This is a genomic window from Paraburkholderia sp. PREW-6R (assembly GCF_039621805.1).
In the GTDB taxonomy this organism is placed as follows: domain Bacteria; phylum Pseudomonadota; class Gammaproteobacteria; order Burkholderiales; family Burkholderiaceae; genus Paraburkholderia.
This window is the reverse complement of the sequence record NZ_CP155076.1, coordinates 237,720-261,600: the sequence shown is the minus strand read 5'-3', so window position 1 is coordinate 261,600 and position 23,881 is coordinate 237,720. Positions and strand designations below refer to the sequence as shown.

Below are 23,881 nucleotides of genomic sequence, written 5' to 3'. Positions count from 1 at the left end.
TTTGGCTTCACCGAAACGCCCGTTCGACCTTCCCGAAATACGCACCGGGATCGTTGAATCCGACGCACTGGATTATGACGTGACCTCAAGCGCGTGGGGGCGTTCTGGGAGCCGATCGAGCAGGTGTGGACACGTTGGCGCCCCGGGGACACAGATATGCTATTCGGGAGTTTCCTCTGCGCTGAGCAACGTGTCGAGACTTGCGTCACGGAGACGGCTGCTTGCAATCGCCATTCGCCATCCAGATGAAACGCATCGCGCAAACACCGCGGCCAGACTGGCCAGCCCGGCTCGAATCGATCGGCTTCCACTTCCACTCGCTCGACGAGGACAACCTTCCGCAGCCGGTCGATCAGCACACGTTTGTTTATTGGCGCGAGGACATAGCGTACGCGTTCTCGCAAGCGGAGATTGAAAAGCTCTACGCAGCCGCACTTGAGCTGAACCGTCTGTGCCTCGTCGCCGTCGAGCATGTAATCGAGCGCAACCTGTTCGTCCGGCTCGGCATAGGCGCACGCGCCGGTGCGTGGATTCGCGAGTCCTGGGAGCGAGGTGATCCGACGTTGTACGGGCGCTTCGACCTGACCATCGGTGCCGATGGCCATCCAAAAATGTACGAGTACAACGCCGATACGCCAACCTCCATCATCGAGGCAAGTCTTGCGCAGTGGTACTGGAAAGAAGATGTGCATCCGGGCGACGACCAGTTCAACAGCTTGCACGAGTCGCTGATTACGCGATGGCGCTGGTTGCGCGCCCATTACCGCGACGCGCCCGTGTTGCATTTCGCGTGCATGTATGACAGCCAGGAAGACGTGTGCAACACCGAGTATCTGATGGACACTGCAGTGCAAGCCGGCTGGCCCGTCAAGCTGATCGACATGCGAGACATTGGCAACGATGGCGACGGATGCTTCGTCGATTTGCAAGGTGTACCGATCCAGCTGATGTTCAAGTTGTTCCCTTGGGAATGGATGATGAGTTCCGCCTTTGGCGACGAACTGCTGAAGGACTGTTGTCGCTGGATTGAGCCGCCGTGGAAAGCGGTGCTGTCCAACAAAGGGATCCTGCCCATCTTGTGGGACCTCTTTCCCGATCATCCGAACCTGCTTGAAGCCTCGTTTCATGAGGCGCACTTTAGCCGCCGTCCTCACGTGAAAAAACCAATGCTCTCGCGTGAAGGCGCCAATGTCACGCTCGTTATGCCCGACGGTCGCCGCGTTGAAACCGGCGGCGAATACGGCAGCGAGGGGTTTGTCTACCAGGCGTTCTCACCCGCATCGCAGTTTTACGACCGACATGTGACCCTGGGCGCATGGATCGTCGAGGATGAACCGGCTGGACTTTGCGTTCGCGAACAGGCGGGGCTGATCGCCACCAACACATCAAACTTTGTTCCTCATTACTTCACGCGCAGTTAGACGCAAACCTGACATGACCACGTACGACAACGAAAATGAAAATACGCAGGGCGAGCAGAGCCGGGAAAACGCAGGCGATCGCGTAAGTCGTAAGGGCACGGGGTTCATGACGCAAGAGGATGCGTCGATGCGCGGCAGCACGAGGGGGTACGCGCCCGAGCTGAAGCATAGCTTCAAAAGGCCTTTGCTTTATCTGATCGGATTCGGTAGCCTCGTGGCCGGCACGGCAATGTGGCTTTCGCCGGACGACCAGGTGCTGGAAGCAGAGCGTACCCGCTACGCGTCGCGCGAGGCGTGCTTGCAGGACTGGAATGCATCTTCGGACTGCGAGTTCGTCAGCGGTGACAACACGACCACGGTGGCGACCGCCGCATCGGAGGCCTTGGCGTCCGATGCGGCGGGAAGCGGTCACGGGGGAGGGGGCGTCTCGCGCGCCAGTAATGACAAATACGCCGCTGGAAAGACGGTAGGCGCGGCGGCTGGCTCGGCTAACGGCCCGCTCGATGCCGGGCATGGTGTCGCGACGACGTCGACGACCGCGTCGGCGAATGGAAGTGGCGAACTGAGCGCCACATCGACGTCGACCGATGCAACGAGCGGCTGGTACGGTCCGTACTATACGCGCGATGGCGTCGTCTATCACGCGAGCGGCTTGCACACGACCGGCGTGCCGGTTCAGCACGGTACGGTGTCGGTGCTCGCGGTGCGCGAAAGTGCGCTTTCGGCGGACTCCGCCGCATTTCGTTCGACGCCGCGCACCGTGTCCGTCAGCGAGGGGCGCGCGATCGTGCGAGGCGGCTTCCTGTTGTCCCGTGGCGGGCTCGGTGGACATGGTGGCGGCGAAGCCGGTGGAGGTGGCCATGGGTCGGGTGGCGGCTGAAACCACTGCCAACGCGCTAAGCGAGCTCCCGAGACCTTCGACAACGCCGACGCCAGGTAGAGATGTCAGGAACTTCGTGTGCTGAGGCCTGTTAAAAGATCTCCGCGCATGGCGCTCGTGAACCGCTCGCCGAACAGAATGGCCAACTGATTGACTGCTTGCCGCCACGTGATAGGCCCGTGGCAGGTATAGTTGCATCGTATTGTCGACCGGGACAAAAAGACCCGACTCGCAATCAATCCAAATCCAAGCGACACGCCGACCTTCTGCATCAAAAAATTGACAGCATTAAAGTCGATATCAGCTTGGTCTTGCTCCCAAGCATCTACAAGTTCAGTCGCTTCGTGAACGGCATCATAGAACCGATTAACATGCGAGCATCGTCCGGAGCAAGATTTCCAAATTGCACCGACCCCGGGTACAGAACGGGGCGCCATGGTCGAAGTGAAGCGAGTGTGTCGTTTGGCCGGCTCTGGTTTGTAGACAGCGTAATGAACTTCGCTCGCAGTCGTTCATGATATGGACCTGATGCGCCAAAAACTCTTGCAAACTCCGGAGCAAAGAAGTCCCGGGTTAGGGCATTGCTCCGGGCCTTCGCTGCTTTTTCCGCTTCGGTGCGATTAACTTCATCTACCCAAGAAGCAACGAAAGCAGCTGCTGCTCCGGACAACGCCCCAGCCAACGTCACCGCGCCATCCTTGAGGGGAATGAGGTAAGAACGGCGACGACTCCCACTACGCAGCAAAGCACTGCGCCTGTCAAATGCGGGTGATGCCTTGCAAGGTGGAGGGCCGTAAGACGAAGATCTCTCAAACCTTCGCAATCTCAGATGGAATCTTGTGAGTCATTCGTTATTCCGCGTCGTTATTGCCCTTGCTCACAAGCACGAAATATCTCGCAAATTTTCGTGGCCAGATTTTCCTGGCTTTCTCTTCTGGTTGTTTGTCTTTGCTGAGTCGACTGCGAGGTAAGCGCCCAGGATGCCTACGGCGAACATGGCTTTACCCGGTAATCCGAGGCCGGCAGAAGCCAGCCGATCGCTCCAGCAACGACAGGTGTTGAGATCGCCCAGAATCGCGCCGATGGCTTCCGCTTTAAAACAGCAAACATGGCTTTCCTTAGTATACTGACCGCCTTTCCCCGTTGTACGTCAGGTGCGACAACGTGTCTTCGGGCTCCGCTGCCAGTGTCAGCGATTTTTGCGTGAACGCTTTCATCTCATCGAGCGACTTGACTTTGGACGGGTCTGTAACCTTCTCAATCTCATGCACAAACTCACGAGTGTCGAAGTCGATCCACGTGTGAAAGGGATTGTGAGCAAACAGGTTGCGTTCTTCGGCAAGTCCGCTGATCGACCTCACGCATCTGCTCGCAAGCTCCTTCATTGATTCAGGCCCGCCGAGCGAGCTATCAGTTGCTTGATGACCCGAATGCGCATGGGTATCGACTGATCGGCCATCAGCCCATTGAGCGTGTCGCTGGACAGCTTCTTCATGTAGCGATAGGTGGCCCGCTCGACTGACGCAAACGCCCAGGTTGCTTCGCCAAATTTCTCCGCAGGCGCACGGTTTTGAGGCACCCATCCGTCGTAGCGAATGCTGTCCTTGTCCATCCCGTCGCTCCCTTGATTTATCTACCCGTTAATCCAGTTCTCGATCCTGACGCCCGGATAGGCCGCGAAATCGCGTTCGTTGTTTGTCACCAGAGCCACATCCAGCGCTATCGCATGGGCGGCAATCAGTTTGTCGAGAGCATCCTTCTTGCGCTCCCGCGTCGCTTCCCGGACCGGTCCGTAAGCCATTGCCGCAGCGGCGTCAAACGGGACAACGGGGATGTCTTCAATCAGCGCGGCGAGGTTGCGGCGCTCACGTGCCCGGTTCGCGGAAACAGTTACACCGTACTCGAGTTCGGCGTATGTCACCGCGGACATTACAACGTCCCCGACGTAGCACTCGGCGAATCGCTTCGCGACTTGCTCCGGCTGGTTTTTCATGAGGTAGATGCACATGTTGGTGTCAAGCATGAAGCGCGGCATCAAAAACCCTCGCGCTCGGCCTGTTCCTGCTCGCCGCGCCCTTCAGCCAAAAAATCCGCCCCGAATCTGGCGAACTTCTTCAATACGCCCCCCAACGGACGACGGGCAGGGCGAATGCGGATCTCATCGCCAACTCGCTCGATCTCCAGTTCAACGTCACTGCGGTCATAGGCGAGATCGGCCGGAATACGAACGGCTTGCGAATTGCCATTTCTGAAAACGCGGGTAGTTTGCATGGCGGCGCCTGCTTTGTGTGTACAAAGTATGTACTATAGACGATTTGTGGATCAATGTAAATCCGCGTGTGTACATCCGGATCCTTCGCAAGCTACACGTTTTTAACGGCGATGGTGTCCCGGCATGGACGAGCCGCTTGCGTCAGTCTCCGGACACAGGCGTACCCCGACCTGATACGAGGCTTCGCTTGCGGCACAGAAAGACCCGGGCCGCCGCGCCGAACGTTATTCATTTCCCCGGACATGGCGCCGTGAGAGGCGCTCGCGCCGGTCGGCGCAAGCAACGCTGACGGCCGGCTGGAACGCATCCCGGGCGGGTCGTCCACCACAGACGCCTACTGGTCGTCGCTGCTGCCGTCCGCCAGCGCGGAGCCTTGCGTGATACTGCGCCATCGCGCTGCGCTGCCGCTTCTGTTCGGCTGTCACGTAGACCGTGGTGGTCTGCAGCGACGCGTGGCCCAGCAGCCGCTGCACCACGTCGAGCGACAACCGGCGGCGACAGACTGCGTGCCGCAGGTATGCCGGAACGCGTGCGGCCAGGCGCGCCAGCTGGCGTCGCTCTGCTTCCGGCAGCGCCGGCAGCTGCGCCTGCAAGCGCGCAATGCCCGCTGGGTGAGACCACGGGCGCCGCGCACCGAATGCCGCGGCCGCCGACGGCACGCCGGATCTGGGAACATTGGCGCCGCTCGCGAATTTCGCGCGGGCGCGTCGCGTTGCCGGAATGACCGGCGGCACAACCAGCGCAACGGACGCGGCGATGACCTGCCCGTCAGCGAACGCCAGGCCCCGGTCCCGCTAGTGCGGCGACAGCGCGGCGAGGGTGTCCTCACTGAGCGGCACGAACCGCTCACGCAGGCCCTTGCCGACGACCTGCAACCACCACGTGGCCGGCACTCCGTCGTCCGCCGGCCGCCACTGCGGCGCGCCGCGCGTCGCGGCGGCCGCCTCCGCGATCCGCAGCCCGGTATCGCCCATCAGCAGCAGCAACGCCGTGGCCGCCCGACAGCGTGCCGCATCCCGCCCGGGAATGCCGCCGTGCTTTGCCATGCAGTTTCGCACCCGGGTCCACAGGGCCATTGGTAGCGCGTGATCGACCCGCATCACTGCGACGCGCTTCGCCGCTTTCGAATCCGTCACGGCGGCTCACGGGTTGCCGGCCAGATAGCGCACCTGCTCGAGCCACGCGAACGCGGCCAAGATCGCGCGCACCGCATACCGCTGGCTCTCCGGTGACAGCGCGTCCGGCGCGAAGGGCCGCCACCGTCCTGAGGTGCGCGACGCGGGCGCTCCGCAGAAGGCGGACGACGGCGCCGCGAGAAACGCATTGTAGGCTTTGCAGTCCTCGACACTCATGGATGACAGTGCGGTGCCGCGCTCGACCGTGGCCCACGGCAGCAGCCGCTCGAGCTCGCGCCGGTACGCCAGCTGCGTCGCCTGCTGCGCGCTGTGGCGGTGCAGGTATGCGCGCACCGCGTCCAGATCGTGCCGCGCGCGCACGTACGCGAATGCCTGCGCGCCCGAGTGCGCACGCGGCACCGCGAGCCGCTCGAGCGGCACCAGCGTGCCGCGGCCAGCCTCGACGGTCTGTTTCACCGGCAACGCCAGCGGATCCGCCGTCTTGATGTCGAAGGTGACCGTACATCCGATCGACCGCGCGTGCCGGCGCAGCCAGCTCACCAGCATCTGCGCACGGTGTGCGCCAATGCGCGGCACTGCCTGCCACCAGCTGCGCCGCGGCGGTTGCAGAAGGCGACGAGCTCGCCGAGTGTAACGATGCCCTCCGCCTACAGCCGCCCCGCGATCAGCGGCCGGAACCAGCGGCTCACCGGATGCTCCGCGGCGGCCTGCTCGATCAGTTGCAGCGTGACGGGCGTCAGGCGCGCCTCGCCGTATTTCCCCTATGGAGGCTTTCAGGTACGCAATGAGCATCGGGGAGCCCTCGCGCTTTATGCGCAAGCCTGATGTGCCAACCACGCTCTCACATCTGGCCGGCGCGTTTGAGCAATGATATGAACGCCTCCCGCCTGGGCCGGGCCTGTGGCGGTCGGACTGTAGCGATATCGCCAAGGAGTCTTGGTGCAAATCGGAGATCGCTATGTTGCTCACTCCTGTTGGAATCGATATCGCCAAGTTGGTGTTTCAGGTTCATCACTTAGACGAGAACACTGGGAAGACAGTCAGCAAGGCAATCAAGCGCGCCGGCTTCCTGCAATACTTCGCAAATCGGAGTCCTTGCCCTATTGGCATGGAAGCGTGCGGCGGTGCGCAACATTGGGCGCGCGAACTGACAAAGCAGGGACATCAGGTAAGGCTGCTCTCGTGAAGATTCGTGAAAGCGTTCAACATCGGCAACAAGAGCGACGCAGCGGATGCACGAGCAATCTGGCTGGCCGTCCAGCGACCAGGCAAGGCTGTTGCAATGAAAACCGAGGCTCAGCAGGCGGTGCTTGCCATGCATCGGATGCGAGAACAACTGGTGAAGATGCGGACGATGCAGATAAATGCACTGCGCGGCCTCATGACCGAATACGGGGAGGTTATGGGCAGAAGCCGTGCGATTCTGAAAAGAGAAATGCCAGGCGTCTTGCACAGGCTCGCGGAGCGTCTGCCAGCCATGCTGGTCGATACGTTGCGCGACAGATGGAACGAATTAGCAAGGATGGACGAGCAAATTGCCAAGATCGAGCAGCGGCTTCGCATCTGGCTCAAGCAGGATAGAGATTGTTCTGCGATAGCCGAAATCCCCGGCGTGGGCCTGCTCACGGCGACGGCAGCGGTTGCCACGATGGCCGACCCCAAGGCGTTCAGATCGGGGCGAGAATTCGCAACATTTATAGGTCTCGTTCCGCGGCAACATGGCTCGGGCGGCAAGGTAGGCTTGTTCGGAATCAGCAAGAGGGGCGACACCTATCTTCGTACGCTCCTAACTCATGGCGCGCGCTGCGTATTGGCAAATGCCAAGGAGCCGGGGCCGTGGGTCGAACAGTTGAAAAAACGGCGACCGGCAAACGTGGTAGTGATCGCGCTAGCGAACAAACTCGCGCGAATCATCTGGGCAGTCCTTGCACACCGACGCCCCTATGAAAAAGGGTACTCGGCTGCCCGACCTGCCTGAGTTAGCTCGCCGTCTAACGAACTGGGAAAGCATAAAGTCTGATCGCAAGATCGACACGTAGCACACGAACCATCGCAAGGTTGCGCAGGCGTTTCGCTTGGAATGACAGAACAGGTAGGACCGAGACTCGCTGAACCTGTGTTGTAGTGAGAGCTTCGAGCTCGTTTGAGCAATGAGGTGCGAGTCAGCGGATTTCATAGTGGCCAGCAGCGACAGTTCGAGCTGCAAACAGGCCGGATATACAGCTGCAGCCCATCTTGTTCTGGAATGCCGATCGAAGCCTCTCGCAAAGGGAGGCGTTCATATACACTACAACGAACGCCACCCGCATAGGGCACTGTAGTACCGGTCTCCCCGAGAGTTCCGGCGAACCGCTGCCTCATCAACTTAACGGTGTCCGAGTGTCCTGAGTTACGGGGCAATTACAGGGGCAGCTCCATCGATCGTAATGCCGCAAATCTGGTCATCGTGGCGGATGAAGGTAAGAGCGCCGCCTCGGACCTTGGGCGCTGCCTTTCAACCGGGACCGGAACTGGTTCTTAGGTAAGGTTGATGCCGAAGAACTGGTAGATCGAAACGCAAAAGCGATTGGTGCCGTTGTTCTGGTCACTGCTTTCCAGGTTAGAGTAAGAGCTGATCGCACTCTGTGTCAGCAGTCATCTTCGATGTCCAGGTTCGGGCGATTGGCAAAGTTAGTGACCAGGCACTGCGCCAAGTCCGAGTTCGTCAGCAGCGGATTTTGGGCGCCGCTCACGCGTCCAGCGCATGACGCCGGGTTGCAGGGGTGCCGCTGTCAGTAGTGACGTGTCCATATATCCGATTCCGCGATTGAACAGCCCTTCGCGTTCATAAGAGAAAATATTGCTTCCAGCGTCGCGACCGGGGCACGCGGCAGATCGAGCAGCCCTCCAGGTACGACTTCAAGTTCGCGCAAACTGCCGAGCAAAACTTTCGCCAATCTCGTAGGGATAAACCAGCACACGGTCATTCGCAAGAAGGTTAATCAGCAGAGGATCGGAAGCGCTAATGTGATCGATCCGATCGACGTGTCAACGAGGATCATTTAACGTCTTGCCGGCGCCGCAGTGATGCCCCTTTGGGCCCCTCCAGGTTTCGCGAGTCGCTTTGCGGCCTCACGCTGAATCAACGCCCTTAGTGCTTCGCGCACAAGTGCCGTCTTTTCTTCCACGCCTGTGTAGGCCTGAGTCTTGGCGATCTATGAACCGCCCCGGATTTGAACTGACCCCCGAGAGTTGGACACAACCTTGGAGGCTCCGTGAGGAAATTCGATGTAAAGTTTAAGGGGAAGGTGGTTCGCGAGTATCTCGCTGGCAAAGGGGGCTATAAGCTCCTTGCGGCGAAATTCGGTATTGCAGAAAGCATGGTGAGGCGATGGGTCGCGGCATATCGTCACCATGGTAACGCTGGGCTCATCCGCCAGCGTGGCGCTTACACCCTTGAGTTCAAGCTTGAGGTGGTGCACCGGGGCGTGGCTGAGAACCTTTCCTGTCGAGAGCTGGCTGCCATTTACAATATCGGCAATCCGCACAGCATCACGATGTGGCAACAACAGAAAGCACGGGGAGAGCTCCGTTCGCTAAAGGGCATGCGCCCGTCGGGACAGGATGTTTCGGTGCCAGCAAAGAAAAAGACCTCGAACCAGTCGTTGGAAGCTCCGCGATCTGAGGAGTCAGACCAACTCCTTCGTGAGAATCAGCAGTTACGCGCGGAGGTCGCGTACCTAAAAAAATTAAATGCCTTGGTTCTAGCAAAGAAGTTGGCGCGGCAGAAAGAGCCAAAATAGTGCTTGAACTGAGGCAGGAATTCCCCTTGTCCGACCTTCTCCAGGCTGCGGGGTTGCCACGCAGTACGTACTACTATCGGGCCAAGACGTTGGCCGCTCCAGACCGGCATCGTGGACTCAAGGCGAAGATTCAGGCTGTCTATGCTGCACATCGCGGCTTGTATGGCTATCGTCGCATCACCTTAACTATCCGCAGTGATGGCGAGCTAGTCAATCACAAGAAGGTGCAACGCCTCATGAACGAATTGGGAATCAGGTCGAGGGTGCGCCGGAAGAAGTTCCGGTCATACCAGGGCGAGGTCGGCGAGGCCGCTCCGAACCTGCTCAATCGTGAATTCACCGCATCGAGCCCAAACGAAAAGTGGGTCACCGATGTGACCGAGTTCCGGGTCGCGGGGAAAAAGCTGTACCTTTCTCCGGTCATGGACCTCTACAATGGGGAAATTGTTGCCTACGAGTCGAGCCATCGCCCCGACTTCCCAATGGTCATGGGCATGCTCAGGAAAGCTGTCAAGAAATGCGGGAATGCGGCTACACCGATGCTTCATTCAGACCAGGGTTGGCACTATCGCATGCAACCGTACCGAGTGGCACTGGCGCGCTACGGAATGAAGCAGAGTATGTCGAGAAAAGGAAATTGCTTCGATAACACGGCCATGGAGAGCTTCTTTGGCACTCTGAAGGCCGAGTACTTCCATCTCACGGACTTCGAAGACGTCGACGCACTGAGGGTAGGCCTGAAGGGCTACATCGACTACTACAACCGGCATCGCATCAAATCGAAACTTGGTGGACTGAGTCCCGTGGAATATCGAATGCGAGCGGGAAAAAATTAACGCTTCAACGTCCAACTCTCGGGGGTCAGTTCATTCCCGGGGCGGTTCACTAATCATCATCAGGCGCAATTGTAGTACGCACATTAATCTTCCCCTTATTGGCACAAATAACGGCACCTGTTTGTGCCGATATCAATGCTCTCCTTGTTAGTAGTAGCGTGGCTCCTGAATCGTTACGAGGAGATTTGCACCCGGAGGTGGCGAAGTCAGGCGACGTGGCCGGCGGCGTGTCACTTGCTGGAAAAAAGGGTCGCCGCGACCCTGCGGGCGAAGAAACCGGTCGTAGCGACCAGCGAACGATTCTGCTTGAGATCATTGGCAACTACATGCCGGATGAGCTCGCTCAATTCTCCGCGATGCATGCTGAGCTCGTGATGAGCTTCGAGGCGAGGAACGGGCGGAGGTTTCTCACTGACGTGCCGGCTTGGTTGTTCATGATGCTGGGACCCGGTCACGACCGGGGCGGCCATTTTTTCACGCTCGCTTCCCGCTGGCAATCAGTAATCGAAAGCGGGTTAGCCGCTGGCGGGAGGGCTCGACCACCGGCGAACGGCAGGAGCGCCGGGGGTGCCGCCATCCTGTAAGTCAATGGCCGCCGTCCCGCACCGCCTCGTTTTTTCGCATCGAGCCACGTCATCAGCGATTCAATCTGGCGAACGCTGCTACGACTTCTCGTGTCAAGCTTTCTGTATCTAATACCGGGATGCCCCCCACGATCTGAGGTGGCCCGATTCCCGGACGACGCATCAGCGCCTTCTTCGGCCGGCAATTGTGAAATTTTGTGAATCGGACCATCCCTGACAATTTTCAAGGGATTTGTCATTTATAGTCGCGCCGAAGCAGTCCCCAATAATACTAAATAGCTTGGCCTCCCATGCGTCGTCCAGTCCAGCAGTTCTTCAACAGGTTAGTACAACGTAACGCTGCTCTGGAGACCAGCCGCTTTGCAAGCGGCAGATTGAGCGCAAAGCGGCGTCGCCCACTGTGGGTGCGGGCGACCGCCTCGATCATGGCGTTTGTGATGTACGTGGCGCCGATCGCTTTCCTGTTCGACGAAGTCGCACATGCCGCGCCAATCGTCGATCCGCACGCGCCGATTGCTTTTCAGCCAACCGTCACACAGACAAGTTCGGGCGTGGCCGCGGTGAACATCACGTCGCCCAATGCAAATGGCATAAGCGTCAACAGTTTCCAGGCGCTGAATGTGGATGGATCGGGGCTGGTGCTCAATAACAGCCTGATCAGTGGCACGCCCCTGCTGGGCGGCACGCTTGGCGCAAACCCCAATCTGGCGGGACGGACCGCGAGTACGATTCTCGCGCAGGTGACGTCGACCGGGGCACAGTACAGGAGCGTCCTGGCCGGCCCGCTCGAAGTTTTCGGATCGCCTGCTGCGCTAATCGTAAGCAATCCGAATGGCATCAGTGTGAACGGTCTGAGCGTCACGAATGCTTCGAACCTCACCCTCACTACCGGTGCCGCGCAGTTTCTCACTGGCGTGGGTGGCACGTCAACCGACTTTGCCCATGCGGCCGCGCTGGGCTATTCCGTCACCTCCGGCGACATCAGCATCAGCGGTCCGGCGGGGGTCAACGGTACGCCGGGTGCCGGGATCGAAGGCACAGTCGGCAATCTCGATCTGATCGGGCAATCTGTCTCCATCGCTGCGCCTCTTTATGCCGACCAACGCGTAAACGTCATTGCTGGCAACCAGATCGTCACACCGTTGAGCGCAGGGGCGACCGGGACCGGCTACGCGACGGCCGCCAATGGCGTACCAGTCGTCCCAACCTCGAGTGGCTACGCGATCGACGCGAGCCAGTACGGCTCGGTCACGGCCGGACAGATCTTCATCGTGTCGAACGCGGCCGGGGTGGGGGCGCGTGCGCTCGGACCTCTTGCGGCCACTGCGGGCAATCTGGTTGTCACGTCCAACGGGGATATCGTCGCCGGCTCGACCTATGCGCAACAGGGCGCCACGCTCACGAGCGCTGGCAATGTGTCAGTGAGCGGCAACGGACTGGCAAACCAGTACACGGTGAACGCCACGGGCGACATCTCCGCTGCGGGCGCAACCGTGCAGTCTGTGCAGGACCTGAACATGACGGCGGGCGGCGGCCTGTCGGTCGGCACCGCTCAGTCGGATGGCAGCGTGAACCTGACGTCCGGCGGCGACATGTTCGTTGGCTCGATCGCCACAGGCAACAACCTCACGCTGACCACGACCGGGAAGACCGGCAACGGCGACCTGACCGTAGGCGGTGCGGTATCGGCCCCCGGGGCGCTCGCGCTGGATTCCGCACGCGATGTGACGGTCAATGGTGCGGTCACGGGCGGCTCGGCCGTGCAGATCTCCGCCCGGCGCAACGCATCGATCAATGGTCAGGCGCGGTCTGGCGGGACCTTGGCGCTGACGGGTACAACGGGCAATGTCAGCACTTCCGGAAACGTGCTTGCCATTGGCGACCTCGCAGCGACGGCGGGGCAGGCCATGACACTGGGCGGCAGCGTCAGTACGAGCGGCAACACCGCACTGACGGCCGGCACCGACCTGACCGTTTCCGGCAATGTGTCCGGCAACGGTACCGGTTCGCTCAACGCGGGCGGTCGCCTCTCGGGTGCCGGCAGCGCGAGCTTCGGACAGGATGCGACGCTCAATGCGGGTCAGGCGATCGATCTGACCGGCGCGGTCCAGACGGGCGGCAACCTGAACGCGACGGCGGGCAGCAGCCTGACGGTGGGCGCAGCGACTGCCGTCGGCAACGCCACGCTCAAGGCAAACGGCGGGGATGCCTCAATCAATGGCGCGGTGCTTAGCGGCGGCAATGTGGCAGCGCAGGCGACCGGCAATCTCACTGTCGCGGGCAGTACGACAAGCCTCGGTACAACGACGCTGACGGCCCAGTCAGGCAACCTGCGTGCGCAGGGCAATCTCCAGTCGGCGGGCGATGCTTTGCTGTCGGCCGGGCAAAACCTGACCGTGACCGGCACCACCCAGGTTGGCGGCAACGCGACGCTGTCTGGCGCAAACATCACCACCGGCTGCACGACGACCGTAGCGGGCACGCTGAACGCCACCACGCAGAATACGCTGGACCTTTCTGCCGGACAGCTTAATGTGGTGAAGGACGCCAACCTGACGGGCGCGAACGTATCCACCGGCGGGGCGCTGATTGGCGGCAACCTGACGGCGACCGCGAGCAACGAGCTGACGACAGGCGGCAGCAATACGTCGGTTCAGGGTGCTGCGGATCTGACCGGCACCAGTGGCGTGACGAATACCAGCAGCGTCCTGACGGGTGGGCCGCTGACGGTCACGGGCGCAAACGTCACGAACGGTTCCGGCGCGGACCTGATCTCGACGGCCGCGACGACCGTCAACGCGACCAACGTGAATAATGCTGGTTCTATCGCTGGGCTGACGACGGCGATTAAGGCCAATGGAGCGCTGACGAACAACAACGGCGCGATCATCGGGACGAATTCGCTGAATGTCACGACGGGCAACCTGGCCGGTAACCAGAACGGTGTGCTGTTCGCAGGCAGTACGAACGCGGCGAGCCCGGGCGCACCGGGAGATGCGACCGTCACGGTGACGGGGGGCAACGGCACGTTCAACAACGCCGGAGGCCAGATACTCGCGCAGCACGACCTCACGCTGAACCTGCAGAACCAGACGTTCGATCCGTCGGCTGCCTCAAGCGGCACGATCAATCTCGGCAATGCGCTGACGATCAACACACAGCAGCTCAATAACTCTGGCACGTGGGCGATGCCGGGCAACAGCGTATCGATCAACGCGACGCAGGGATTCAGCAATAGCGGCACGATCAGTAAGGCGGGTGACATCACGCTGTCGACCAGCGGCACGCTGACCAACAGCGGCACCATCTCGGCGGGCAATGACGTCAATCTCTCCGGCACGATCGTCAACCAGGCAGGTGGATCGATCCTCGCGAACGAGGACGTGAATCTCACTGGCGCGACGACCAACGCCGGGACGGTCAGCGCCGTACGGGACGTCAATCTCAATGGCAGCAGTTACGACAACAGTGGAGCGTCGACAGCGGCTGGGCGCAATCTGACTGCGAATCTGTCAGGCGATCTGACGAATGTCGGCGGCACCCTCACCGCGCAGAACGACATTACGATCAATGCTGCGAACGTGAACAACAGCCGGGCTGGCGCGAACACGACGACCACGTCGACCTCGCTCACCACGATCGATGCCGCAGGCCTCGATTCAGCGTTCCTGTCCGCACCGATGGGTTCGCTCACCCTGAGTATGACCGAGTTGTCATACGCCGATGGCAGTGTCACGGACTCCCAGACGTTCACGACAAACATCACGGGCCGCGTTGGCGATATGCAGCTTGCCAGCACGACAGCGCCGGTCGCTGCTGATCTGAGCGGCGGCACGTTCTATGGCATCGCCTTGCCGACGGTCAACCAGACCACCACGACGACGCAGCCCAGGGGCCAGAGCGGTGTGATTGCCGCAGGCCACGACCTGTCGATCACTACCGGCGTTCTGAACAACCACGGCAGCACGATTTCTGCCGGGGACAACGTCGCGCTGAACGTCGCGTCGCTTGACAATGGGGGCGATGCAGCCGTCACGACGGTCACCGACAGCATTGATGCCGCTTCGTACGCAGGTTTCCTCACGCAGCTGAGGGCGGCGTATACCGCCGGAACGCTCGCCGCGATGCTTGACACCTTTGATGCGGCGGGGAATCCGACCGCTGCCATGGTGGTGCCAGCGAACGTCATCACGACGACCACACCGCCGGCCGGGCAGACGTCTACTGTCACTGTCTACACGAGCCAGAACGCCGGACAGATCGTCGCGGGCAACAATCTGGTGCTCACCGGCACGGGCGCGAGCCTGACGAACGCCGGAAGCCTGTATGCGGGGCAGGATCTGCGCGTCACGGCAAACAGCTTTACGAGTCAGGGCTACCACACAGACACCGTGACGTCGAAGACGGGATGTGTTGCCGGCGTTGCGGCTGTGGACTGCGGCTACTTCTCGACGATGGTTTCGTATCCGAACGAACAGATCAAGTTTGAGCGTCCAGGGCAGGATTTCACCGATGCGATGACCAACGCCGCAATCGCCCAGGAACTCCTGCACTTCTACGCGACGTTTGGGCCCAACAACGATTCGGCCAACATCTACGGCGACCAGACCAGCACGCAGAGCTACAGCTACACGCAGACGAACAACACCGTGTTAGCCGGGCGGGATCTGATCATCGCGGCGGCGACGGTCAATAACACCTACGGCAATCTGCTCGCGGGCCGGGATGTCGTGATTGGCGGCGCCGGGACCGCTAGCGACAACACGAACGCGAACAATCCGCAGACGACCCTCACGCAGGCGTCAGCGGTAACCAATACGTCGGGCAACATCCAGTCCGGTCGCGACATCGCGATCAGCGCGGCCGCGCTCACCAACACGCTGTCGGCACCAGTTCAGATCTACCAGAACTATGGCACAACGGCGCAGTTCGGCTGTAGCGGCGCCACCGGCCACTTCTGCGATGTTTTCGTTGACCAGCAGTCGGGCGACGCATCGACGATCACCGCCAATCGCAACCTGTCGATCAACGCGGGGGCGGTGGTCAACACGGGCAGTCTCATTAACGCCGGGAGCCAGGCGACCATTACGGTCGCGGCGGGTGTCACGAACCAGGATCAGACGCTGAACGCGTACTGGCACGATACCTCCCCCCCGATCATTGGCAACGCGCCTGCGCCGGACAATTTCGGATGCGGGACGTCGGCCAACTGCGCCACGCTCTTCGGAAGCGCCTACAACGCGCGTGACGGCGTGCAGCCGCCGACGCCGTACGCAAGCCTGCCCGGCACGATCCAGGCACCGTCGCTCGCCGTGACCGCGGGTGGCCAGTTGCAGAATTCCGGCAATGTGATGGGGCAGCAGGTTGCGCTCACCGGTGCGACGATCGTCAACGGCATTACGTCGCCTGCCGTATATACACCGCAGGCGACCGGTTCCCGGCAGGTCGTCTCGCTGGGGCCGGTTGGCACGCCCGCCGCTGCGACAAATGCAGCAAATCAGACTAGCGGTCTTGGGCAGGTCGGCACCGGTCTGGCGAGCGCATCGGGCATCGCCGGTTCAATCTCGAATGGATCGAGCGGCGCGCTCGGTTCCGCAGCCACAGCCGGTTCGGGCGGCGGCACCGTTTCTGTGCCGGGCAGCCCGGCAACGCAGACGGTCGCGGGCGCTACACACAGCGCGACCTATCTCGTTAGCAGCCCCGCAGCGCAGGTGATGGGCGACATCGGTGCAGCCCAACTGCTCGCCAGCCTGCCGGCCAGTCTTCAGCCGAACACGACGCAGTTCTATTACGATCCGTTCATTGAGGATCAGGTCCTGCAGCAGGCCGCGCTCGCGCAGACCGGTCAGGCGAGCTTCATCAGCGGACTCTCGTTCGACAACCAGAACCAGACGTCGGTGGCTAACCAGGAAAAGCAGGTCCTGTACGGTAACGCGATCAAGTATGCAGAGGCGAACAATATCGCCTTGGGCACGGCGCTGGGCCAGGCACAGATCGCAGCGCTCGATGCGCCAATGCTCTGGTATGTGGAAGAGACGGTGCCCGAGCCGGGTTGCACGGCAACCGGCAGTGCAGCGTGCCCGACGGTTACCGCGCTGATGCCGCAGATCTATCTGCCGGCGACCTACGCGGTCGTCCAGCACGACGGCACGATCACCGGACAGGACGTATCGCTCACCGCTACCAGCGGTGGTTCGATCCTGAACACCGGATCGATCACGGCGACGGACACCTTGACCGTCAACAGCGGCACGCTCACGAACCAGCAGCGTTCGACCGATATCGGCACGCAATACACCTACCTCAGCAGCGTAGATGGCCTGCTGACGACGAAGGGCACGGAGGTACAGCAGGGCGGCTTCATGTCGGCGGGCAATTACCAGATGAACGTCGACGCGGTGAACCAGATCGGCGGTGCGCTCCAGAAGCTCAATGTCGACGGTACCGTGGACGCGGCCGGCACGCAGCAGGAACTGGCGAACCTGAAGGCGCAACTGGGCGACAGTTTTACGCAGGGCACAGTATCGAACGATCTGAACACGACCTTCACGTCCTTGGCCGACACCGGGGGCGTGTTCCAGCAGATCGGGATGCTGGCCGCGATGGTGGTCGCGTCGGTCATGACGGCGGGCGCGGCATCGGCTGCGATCGGTAGTGGCGCAGCCGTAGGCAGTACCTTTGCAGCCGGGACCGCTGCGACGACGACGGCCGAAGGCGTCGCGATCGATGCGGTATCGGCCGGTCTAGGCAATATGGCGCTGTCGGCTGGTATGGCGGGAATGGTGAGCAGCGCACTCGGGCAGGCTGCGACTGGTTCGTTCAGCACGGCCGCGATGCTTCAGGCCGGCGGCATTGCGATGGTGACCGCAGGACTCACGAATGGCATCACGGTAGGCGGGCAGAGCCTCACGTCCCTGGCAGGCGTACAGAATGTCGGTGGTGCCCTGGTACCGCTGGCGGGTTCCACCACGGCAAGTACGGTGCTTGAGCAGGGCGCGGCGATCGCGGCCGAAGCGACCGTGCAGGCCGGGGTGCAGACTGCGATCGGTGGCGGCAGCTTCCTGAGCAACCTGAAAAATGATGCGGTCAGTGATGTGGCGGCAGCGGGTGCCTACGCGATCGGCAATGCGAACCAGGCCGGCGACTTCGGAACCGGTACGCAACAGGAACTGGAATATGTGGCTGCTCACGCGGCCTTGGGGTGCGCCGCATCGGCAGCAGAAGGAACCGGGTGTGCAGGTGGGGCCATTGGTGGAGCGGCGAGCGCCGCAATCTCGCCGTATGTGATCGGCCAGCTTGATCCGACGGGCGCAGCGCCGACGCCTGGGCAGGCAGCGATCACAACAGCGATCGCGATGCTGGCGGGCGGAGGTATTGCGGGTGCACTGGGCCAGAACGTGGCGGGTGCCGTGACCGCAGCTGAAAACGAGGCGTTGAACAACACGCTGGACCATGTTCATCCGGATGGGACAACGGGCAAGCCAGGTCAGCAGAGTGAAGCCGAGAAAGTTACCGTGCCGATTGTTCAGTCAAGCGGCGGGGCGATCGACGAAGAGCAGGCGGGTGACGTGCCAGTGGCTGGCAAGGGAACGGCCGCCGCAGCTGTTGCTGGAACCACAAACAGTGGAAGCACGAGCGATATCTTGGTGCCGAACGGGCAGCCCGTCGGATATGTGAATCCGGGTGCGGGCCCGGGTATCCGGACGGTGACGCCAGAACAGTTTGGCCAATTGCAGTCGCAATTGCTAGACGGCGCTACTCCTGTTACCACGCCGTCGGGTTATGCTGGGACGTGGTATCAACGGGCCGATGGTACGGTCTTTGGCATTCGAACGAGTGCCGGAAGTGGCACAACAATCGACGTGATAAAGAGCAATAATTCGAGTTTGCCACCCGGATTCAAGGTGCATCAAAAATGAGTTTGGACCTTCAAGCTAAAGATCGGTTTTTTGGTCAGACTGTCATGGAATACATCCAGACGGTTCCTGGCGAATTGCCCAATGATGCCGTTGGCTTGTGGCAAATTGTTCCTACTGGTCGTCAAGGGTTTGGGCTGATTGGAGATGATCTCAGCGAGTTTGTACGCCGATGCGTGTTAGCGTTGTTAACGCACGGTGCGAAGCCCGTCGTCGGTGGTGGCGGGACAAAGTACGACTGGATACTTCAGCCGCACTATGGCGAAACAAACGAGGAAATTGTGGACACAGTCATGAAAGAGTGGCTTGCTTCGGGGGCGGGGGACTGTGACCCTGGAGGGCTATGGTTCGCGTTGCCTTCACCGTATGTTGGAAGTATCTAGTAAGAAGCAAACCCGGCCCGAGCGCCGGGTTTGTTCTTTACGGTGTCGGCAAGCGTCGCGGCGCTGTCATCCGGTTTGTGCAATTCGCGGTTGTCGAGCGTGCGGCACCGGTTGACTAGAAAAGCCTCTTTGCGACTTCCCTGCGGAAGTCCTCGTTACGGTGCATTTCCTTCGAAGTCTGCATCGCGCTCTGTATCCACTCGGTGGCTGGGTCGGGGTTGGTGTCCTGTCGCGGGTCGGGTGGCGGTGCCGTGGAAATGCCCGAATCGCTGTGCGACGCCGGGCCGTCACCGGCCGGGTTAATTGCCGATTGGTCGTCATGGTTCAACATCAAAACCTCCCCTGTTAAGAGCACACACATGACGCACGCGCACGTGCGACGTCAAAACCGATCGTAACCTGATGATTTGTCGGGATAAAGTGTGTAGTACAAAATATTTGCGGCACACGCTCCCAAAGGCCCATAGACTCGCGAAATCTTAATATGGCTGCGGCTTTGGAGCTGTACGACATTCGCGTACAGGATGCCAGAGCGGCCGGATGACGGGGGGTGTTGAATGAAGGACAGCAGGATTGAGGCGCGGGTCGATTCGGAGACTCACGCGGAACTGGTGGACATGGCCAGACGCCTGAACATCCCGGTAAGTTCGGTGGTTCGCATGCTGCTCAGCGACGGGCTTGCGCGGTTCGACCGACGCTACGAGGCATTCATTGAGCGTCTGGACCGGGTTGCAGAACTGGGCGAAAAGACCCATGCGATGGCAGCAGCAGCCGTTGCGGCCATCCTGCTTCCAGAGGGCGCTGGTCATCGGCTGTCTTCCACTGTTGCTGAGCAATTCCGGACGCAGGTGCATTGCGCCGTGTACTGGGGTTCCGGTATCAAGGCGGGTCACGACAGTGGGGCATTCTCCGGAGACGGGGATGCCGATATGCCGGACCATTAGCTCAATGGCCGTGGGTTGGTTGGTGTATTAAAAAGAGAAAAACCACCCCCAACCCCAGCCGTGCGGTGGGGTGCCTCTAGCTGCTAAAAGCCGGGGTGTGACCGGTCAGCGTTGAGCCTGCGCGAGCACCGAATCGATCACCTGAGCGACGAACTGCTGCTTGGCTTTGGGCAGTTGCGCGATGGCTTCTATCTGCTTCTGCCACTTCGGCGCGGGGCCGCGTTTGCGTGCCGAGCTGTCCTGTTCGCCGAACAGCTCTTCCAGCGAGACAGACAAGGCACGCGCAACGGCAGGCATTGCGGAAACCGGAATGCGCCTGCGTCCGGACTCATAGGATTGAAAAGTCTGCTGCGTCAGCCCAAGCGTTTCCGCCAGTTGCGCCTGCGTGATACCGCGTGTCTTGCGGAACTGTTCGATGCGCTCGCCCAGGGCGATAAAAAAATCCCGCTCTTCGGTCGTGATCGGCATGGCTGCTGTAGGTGCTTTGTGCATTTGGACAGCCATAAAGATAACCCCGGTTTTACAAAACGCCGTTGAGTATACGTCAAAATGACGTATACTGCGGTCGAGTTATTTTTACGCAAACCCCCTTGACAGGTTTTTAGCGGAGAGCCGAAAACGATGCCGACGATCCCGATCGCGAAGGAAGAGCTGGAGCGGCTTAAAAGCGAGGTGTCGCTCAAGCGCCTGATCGAGAGCCAGGGGCATGAACTGGTGCGGCGGGGGAAAGACTGGGTGATGCGCTGCGTGTTCCATGAGGACGCGACGCCGAGCCTGGTGATTACCGAATCGAATAACCTGTACCACTGCTTCGGTTGCGGGGCGGGCGGCTCGGTGCTGGACTGGGTGATGAAGACGCAGGGCGTATCGCTGCCGCACGCGGTGCAACTGCTCAAGCACGGTGCGCCGCTCGATGGCGACCGGGTGGGCGTGGCGCGTTCCTCCACGCGGCCGCTTCCTTCGTTAGCCGATGATGCGGCGGACGATCAGGCGCTGCTCGCGCGCGTGGTGGACTACTACCACGCGACGCTCAAGGAGAATACGCTGGGGCTGGCGTATCTGGCCGGGCGGGGGCTGAACCACCCGGAACTGATCGAGCGGTTCAGACTGGGATACGGCAATTCGAGCCTGACGTACCGGCTGCCGAGGAAGCACACGATTGCGGGCAAGGCGGTGCGTGAGCAGTTGCAGCGGCTCGGCGTGTTGCGCGCGACGGGCTATGAGCAGATGGGCGGGTGCGTGATCGTGCCGGTGCTGGGCGAAGATGACGAGGATCGCGGGCGGGTGTGGCAGCTCTACGGACGGCGCACGGCGGACGCGAAGATGGGCCGCGATGAGGTACGGCACCTGTATCTCGGTGCGCCGCTGCGCGGGGTATGGAATGCGTCGGCGCTTGCGGCGGATCGCGAGATCATCGTGTGCGAGTCGCTGATCGACGCGATGACGTTCTGGTGTGCGGGGTATCGCAATGTGATCGCGGCGTACGGCGTGAACGGCTTCACTGACGATCACCGGGCGGCACTGAAACGCCACGGTACGCAGCGGGTGCTGATTGCGTATGACCGCGATGACGCGGGCAACGCGGCGGCACAGAAGCTCTCGACGGAGCTGCTGGAGTCGGGCATCGAATGCTTCCGCGTGCTGTTCCCGAAGGGGATGGATGCGAACGAGTATGCGCGCAAGGTTCAGCCTGCACAAAAGAGCCTGGGCCTGCTGCTGCAACAGTCCGAGTGGCTGGGCAAGGGCCAGCGGCCGGGTGTGGCCGCAGTGGTCCACCCGGCGCCCGGACTGGCAGCTAGAGAAGAAGCGGTGCCGGTCGAACCAGTCGCGCCGCTGCTGCCAGCGCCTGCCATTGCGCATGCGCCGGAACCGGCGAACACCGCTCCTCTGTTAGCCGCCCATGCTGAACTCGAACCTGCGTTGCCACGCGAATTGCCGCCCGTGCCGGCCAGCACGCCGGCGACGCCGCCAGCGGAACCGGTCGCAAGCGAAGGCGCGGCGGGCGAGCTGCTGCTTGCGTTTGGCGAGCGTCACTGGCGGATTCGCGGCTGGCAGAAAAACCTCGGGCCGGACCAGATGCGGGTGAACGTGCAGGTGCGCAATGAAAACGGCTACCACGTCGATACGCTCGACGTGTACAGCGCGAAGCAGCGGGCCGCGTTCATCCGGCAGGCCGCGGCCGAGCTGGGCAGCCAGGACGATACGGTGAAGCGCGATCTCGGTCGCGTGCTGCTGAAGCTCGAGACGTTGCAGGACGGGGCGATCACGGCAGCGCTCGCGCCGAAGGACGCCGCGCCGTCGATTGATGAGGCACAGCAGCGCAGCGCGATGGATCTGCTGAAGTCGCCGGATCTCGTGGAGCGTATCGTTGCTGACATGGACCGCTGCGGGATCGTCGGCGAGTCCGCAAACCTGCTGGCGGGCTATCTCGCGGCGGTGAGCCGCAAGCTCGATGCGCCGCTGGCGATCCTGATCCAGTCCACAAGCGCGGCGGGTAAAAGCTCACTGATGGATGCGGTGCTGAACCTGATGCCCGACGAGGAGCGGATTCAATATAGCGCGATGACCGGGCAGAGCCTGTTCTATCTCGGCGAGACGGATTTGCAGCACAAGATCCTGGCGATCGCCGAAGAGGAGGGCGTGCGGCAGGCGGCGTATGCGCTGAAGCTGTTGCAGAGCGATGGCGAGCTGACGATTGCGTCGACGGGCAAGGACGAGGCGACCGGCAACCTGGTGACGAAGCAGTACCGCGTCAAAGGTCCCGTCATGCTGATGTTGACGACGACTGCGATCGACGTCGATGAAGAGCTGCTGAACCGGTGTCTGGTGCTGACGATCAACGAGACGCGCGAGCAGACGCGTGCGATCCACGCACGCCAGCGTGTCGCGCAGACGCTCGAAGGGCTGCTGGCCGGGGCGGATCGCGAGGCGATCACCGAACTGCATCGTAACGCGCAGCGGCTGCTCAAACCTGTACACGTGGTCAATCCGTTTGCCCACCTGCTGACGTTCCTGGATGACAAGACGCGCATGCGCCGGGACCACGTGAAATACCTGACGCTGATCCGCTCGATCGCGCTGTTGCACCAGCACCAGCGCGAAGTGAAACGTGTGCAGCATCGCGGGCAGACGCTGGAATACATCGAGGTCACGCGCGAGGATATTGCGCTGGCGAATCGCATTGCGCATGACGTGCTGGGGCGCACGCTCGATGAGCTGCCGCCGCAGACGCGGCGCCTGCTGACGCTGCTGGCCGACTGGGTGACGGGCGAGTGTGCGGCCCGTGACGAGACGCGCGCGGCGTTCCGCTTCACGCGTCGCGACGTGAGGGCGGCGACGAGCTGGGGCGACACGCAGCTGAAAATCCATCTCTCCCGGCTCGTTGAACTGGAATACATGATCTCGCATCGCGGCCGCAACGGCACGTTCGAATACGAGCTGCTGTACAGCGGCGAGGATGATGGCCGCCCACACCTGTGCGGACTGCTGGACCCGGAAAAGCTCACCGGCAGCACGGGCGACCTTACCAATACGGAATCCTGGTCGGGGTCAGAGAGCGAGCGGTCGGGGTCTGGTCGGGCTTCGGTCGGCGCGCGGTCGGCCCCTGAAAACCCCCCTCAAAGCCATGCCCATCAAGGTGAAGCGGCGGAGCCGGTCGGGTTTGCGCGAAATGCGGTTAACCCTGCAAACGGCGCTCCCCTGTTAGCTGCCGGTGTTCGGGGGTAGG

Annotated in this window: 14 protein-coding genes and 1 pseudogene; 8 read left to right on the top strand and 7 right to left on the bottom strand. The window is 61.4% G+C overall.

Features of this window, described 5'->3' with window-relative positions; translation table 11 throughout:
* Positions 1-221: 221 nt before the first annotated feature.
* Positions 222-1,421 (top strand): glutathionylspermidine synthase family protein, encoded by a 1,200-nt coding sequence (locus tag AAGS40_RS30280; RefSeq protein ID WP_345817691.1) that lies wholly within the window; start codon positions 222-224, stop codon positions 1,419-1,421.
* 13 nt (positions 1,422-1,434) lie between these two features.
* On the top strand, positions 1,435-2,301 hold the full coding sequence (locus tag AAGS40_RS30275) for a hypothetical protein (protein ID WP_345817689.1): 867 nt from the start codon (positions 1,435-1,437) through the stop codon (positions 2,299-2,301).
* 1,381 nt (positions 2,302-3,682) lie between these two features.
* Here AAGS40_RS30275 and AAGS40_RS30270 read toward each other — a convergent pair.
* The 5 genes from AAGS40_RS30270 to AAGS40_RS30250 form a co-directional block, all read right to left on the bottom strand.
* The gene (locus tag AAGS40_RS30270) at positions 3,683-3,913 is read right to left on the bottom strand and encodes a hypothetical protein (protein ID WP_345817688.1); all 231 of its coding nucleotides are present in this window, start codon (positions 3,911-3,913) and stop codon (positions 3,683-3,685) included.
* A gap of 21 nt (positions 3,914-3,934) precedes the next feature.
* Positions 3,935-4,336 (bottom strand): type II toxin-antitoxin system VapC family toxin, encoded by a 402-nt coding sequence (locus AAGS40_RS30265; RefSeq protein ID WP_345817687.1) that lies wholly within the window; start codon positions 4,334-4,336, stop codon positions 3,935-3,937.
* Entirely contained in the window at positions 4,336-4,572 is a 237-nt protein-coding gene (gene vapB / locus AAGS40_RS30260) for a type II toxin-antitoxin system VapB family antitoxin (protein WP_345817686.1), read from the bottom strand. Before vapB ends, AAGS40_RS30265 begins: the two co-directional genes overlap by 1 nt.
* A gap of 795 nt (positions 4,573-5,367) precedes the next feature.
* Complete coding sequence (locus tag AAGS40_RS30255) at positions 5,368-5,709, bottom strand: hypothetical protein (RefSeq protein ID WP_345817685.1); 342 nt, start codon at positions 5,707-5,709, stop codon at positions 5,368-5,370.
* A gap of 6 nt (positions 5,710-5,715) precedes the next feature.
* Positions 5,716-6,501 (bottom strand): phage integrase family protein, encoded by a 786-nt coding sequence (locus AAGS40_RS30250; RefSeq protein WP_345817684.1) that lies wholly within the window; start codon positions 6,499-6,501, stop codon positions 5,716-5,718.
* Between the two features lie 166 nt (positions 6,502-6,667).
* Between AAGS40_RS30250 and AAGS40_RS30245 the strand changes: the two are divergent.
* Positions 6,668-7,687: pseudogene (locus AAGS40_RS30245) on the top strand (IS110 family transposase).
* A gap of 1,063 nt (positions 7,688-8,750) precedes the next feature.
* Here AAGS40_RS30245 and AAGS40_RS30240 read toward each other — a convergent pair.
* Positions 8,751-8,903 carry a type II toxin-antitoxin system VapB family antitoxin gene (locus AAGS40_RS30240; RefSeq protein WP_345817843.1) on the bottom strand — a complete coding sequence of 51 codons (153 nt, stop codon included), beginning with the start codon at positions 8,901-8,903 and terminating at the stop codon, positions 8,751-8,753.
* A gap of 60 nt (positions 8,904-8,963) precedes the next feature.
* Here AAGS40_RS30240 and AAGS40_RS30235 point away from each other — a divergent pair.
* The 4 genes from AAGS40_RS30235 (at position 8,964) to AAGS40_RS30220 (ending at position 20,154) form a co-directional block, all read left to right on the top strand.
* Positions 8,964-10,327, top strand: a protein-coding gene (locus tag AAGS40_RS30235) for an IS3 family transposase (protein WP_345817683.1) whose coding sequence is annotated in 2 segments (ribosomal slippage) — positions 8,964-9,438 and positions 9,438-10,327 — 1,365 coding nt in all. Because the reading frame shifts where the segments join, the coding sequence is not laid out codon by codon here.
* Between the two features lie 1,009 nt (positions 10,328-11,336).
* A complete protein-coding gene (locus AAGS40_RS30230; protein WP_345817682.1) occupies positions 11,337-18,830 on the top strand; it encodes a filamentous hemagglutinin N-terminal domain-containing protein in 7,494 nt (2,497 codons plus the stop codon).
* Positions 18,827-19,210, top strand: coding sequence for a hypothetical protein (locus AAGS40_RS30225; protein WP_345817681.1), 384 nt, complete (start codon positions 18,827-18,829; stop codon positions 19,208-19,210). Before AAGS40_RS30230 ends, AAGS40_RS30225 begins: the two co-directional genes overlap by 4 nt.
* Before the next feature lie 557 nt (positions 19,211-19,767).
* Positions 19,768-20,154: a hypothetical protein gene (locus AAGS40_RS30220; RefSeq protein ID WP_345817680.1), complete on the top strand. Its 387-nt coding sequence runs from the start codon at positions 19,768-19,770 to the stop codon at positions 20,152-20,154.
* A 105-nt stretch (positions 20,155-20,259) separates the two neighbouring features.
* On the opposite strand, the gene AAGS40_RS30215 is transcribed toward AAGS40_RS30220, so the two are convergent.
* Positions 20,260-20,646, bottom strand: a complete 387-nt coding sequence (locus AAGS40_RS30215) for a helix-turn-helix domain-containing protein (protein ID WP_345817679.1) — start codon at positions 20,644-20,646, stop codon at positions 20,260-20,262.
* A 129-nt stretch (positions 20,647-20,775) separates the two neighbouring features.
* Here AAGS40_RS30215 and AAGS40_RS30210 point away from each other — a divergent pair, with 129 nt between their 5' ends.
* The gene (locus AAGS40_RS30210; protein WP_345817678.1) at positions 20,776-23,880 is read left to right on the top strand and encodes a toprim domain-containing protein; all 3,105 of its coding nucleotides are present in this window, start codon (positions 20,776-20,778) and stop codon (positions 23,878-23,880) included.
* Position 23,881 lies beyond the last annotated feature (1 nt).

Excerpts from the sequence above, each read along its gene's own strand:
- AAGS40_RS30215 (WP_345817679.1), bottom strand. The coding sequence starts at position 20,646 with ATGCACAAAGCACCTACAGCAGCCATGCCGATCACGACCGAAGAGCGG.
- AAGS40_RS30210 (WP_345817678.1), top strand. The coding sequence starts at position 20,776 with ATGCCGACGATCCCGATCGCGAAGGAAGAGCTGGAGCGGCTTAAAAGC.
- AAGS40_RS30250 (WP_345817684.1), bottom strand. The coding sequence starts at position 6,501 with ATGCTCATTGCGTACCTGAAAGCCTCCATAGGGGAAATACGGCGAGGC.
- AAGS40_RS30270 (WP_345817688.1), bottom strand. The coding sequence starts at position 3,913 with ATGGACAAGGACAGCATTCGCTACGACGGATGGGTGCCTCAAAACCGT.
- AAGS40_RS30220 (WP_345817680.1), top strand. The coding sequence starts at position 19,768 with ATGAAGGACAGCAGGATTGAGGCGCGGGTCGATTCGGAGACTCACGCG.
- AAGS40_RS30225 (WP_345817681.1), top strand. The coding sequence starts at position 18,827 with ATGAGTTTGGACCTTCAAGCTAAAGATCGGTTTTTTGGTCAGACTGTC.
- vapB (WP_345817686.1), bottom strand. The coding sequence starts at position 4,572 with ATGCAAACTACCCGCGTTTTCAGAAATGGCAATTCGCAAGCCGTTCGT.
- AAGS40_RS30230 (WP_345817682.1), top strand. The coding sequence starts at position 11,337 with ATGGCGTTTGTGATGTACGTGGCGCCGATCGCTTTCCTGTTCGACGAA.
- AAGS40_RS30275 (WP_345817689.1), top strand. The coding sequence starts at position 1,435 with ATGACCACGTACGACAACGAAAATGAAAATACGCAGGGCGAGCAGAGC.
- AAGS40_RS30265 (WP_345817687.1), bottom strand. The coding sequence starts at position 4,336 with ATGCCGCGCTTCATGCTTGACACCAACATGTGCATCTACCTCATGAAA.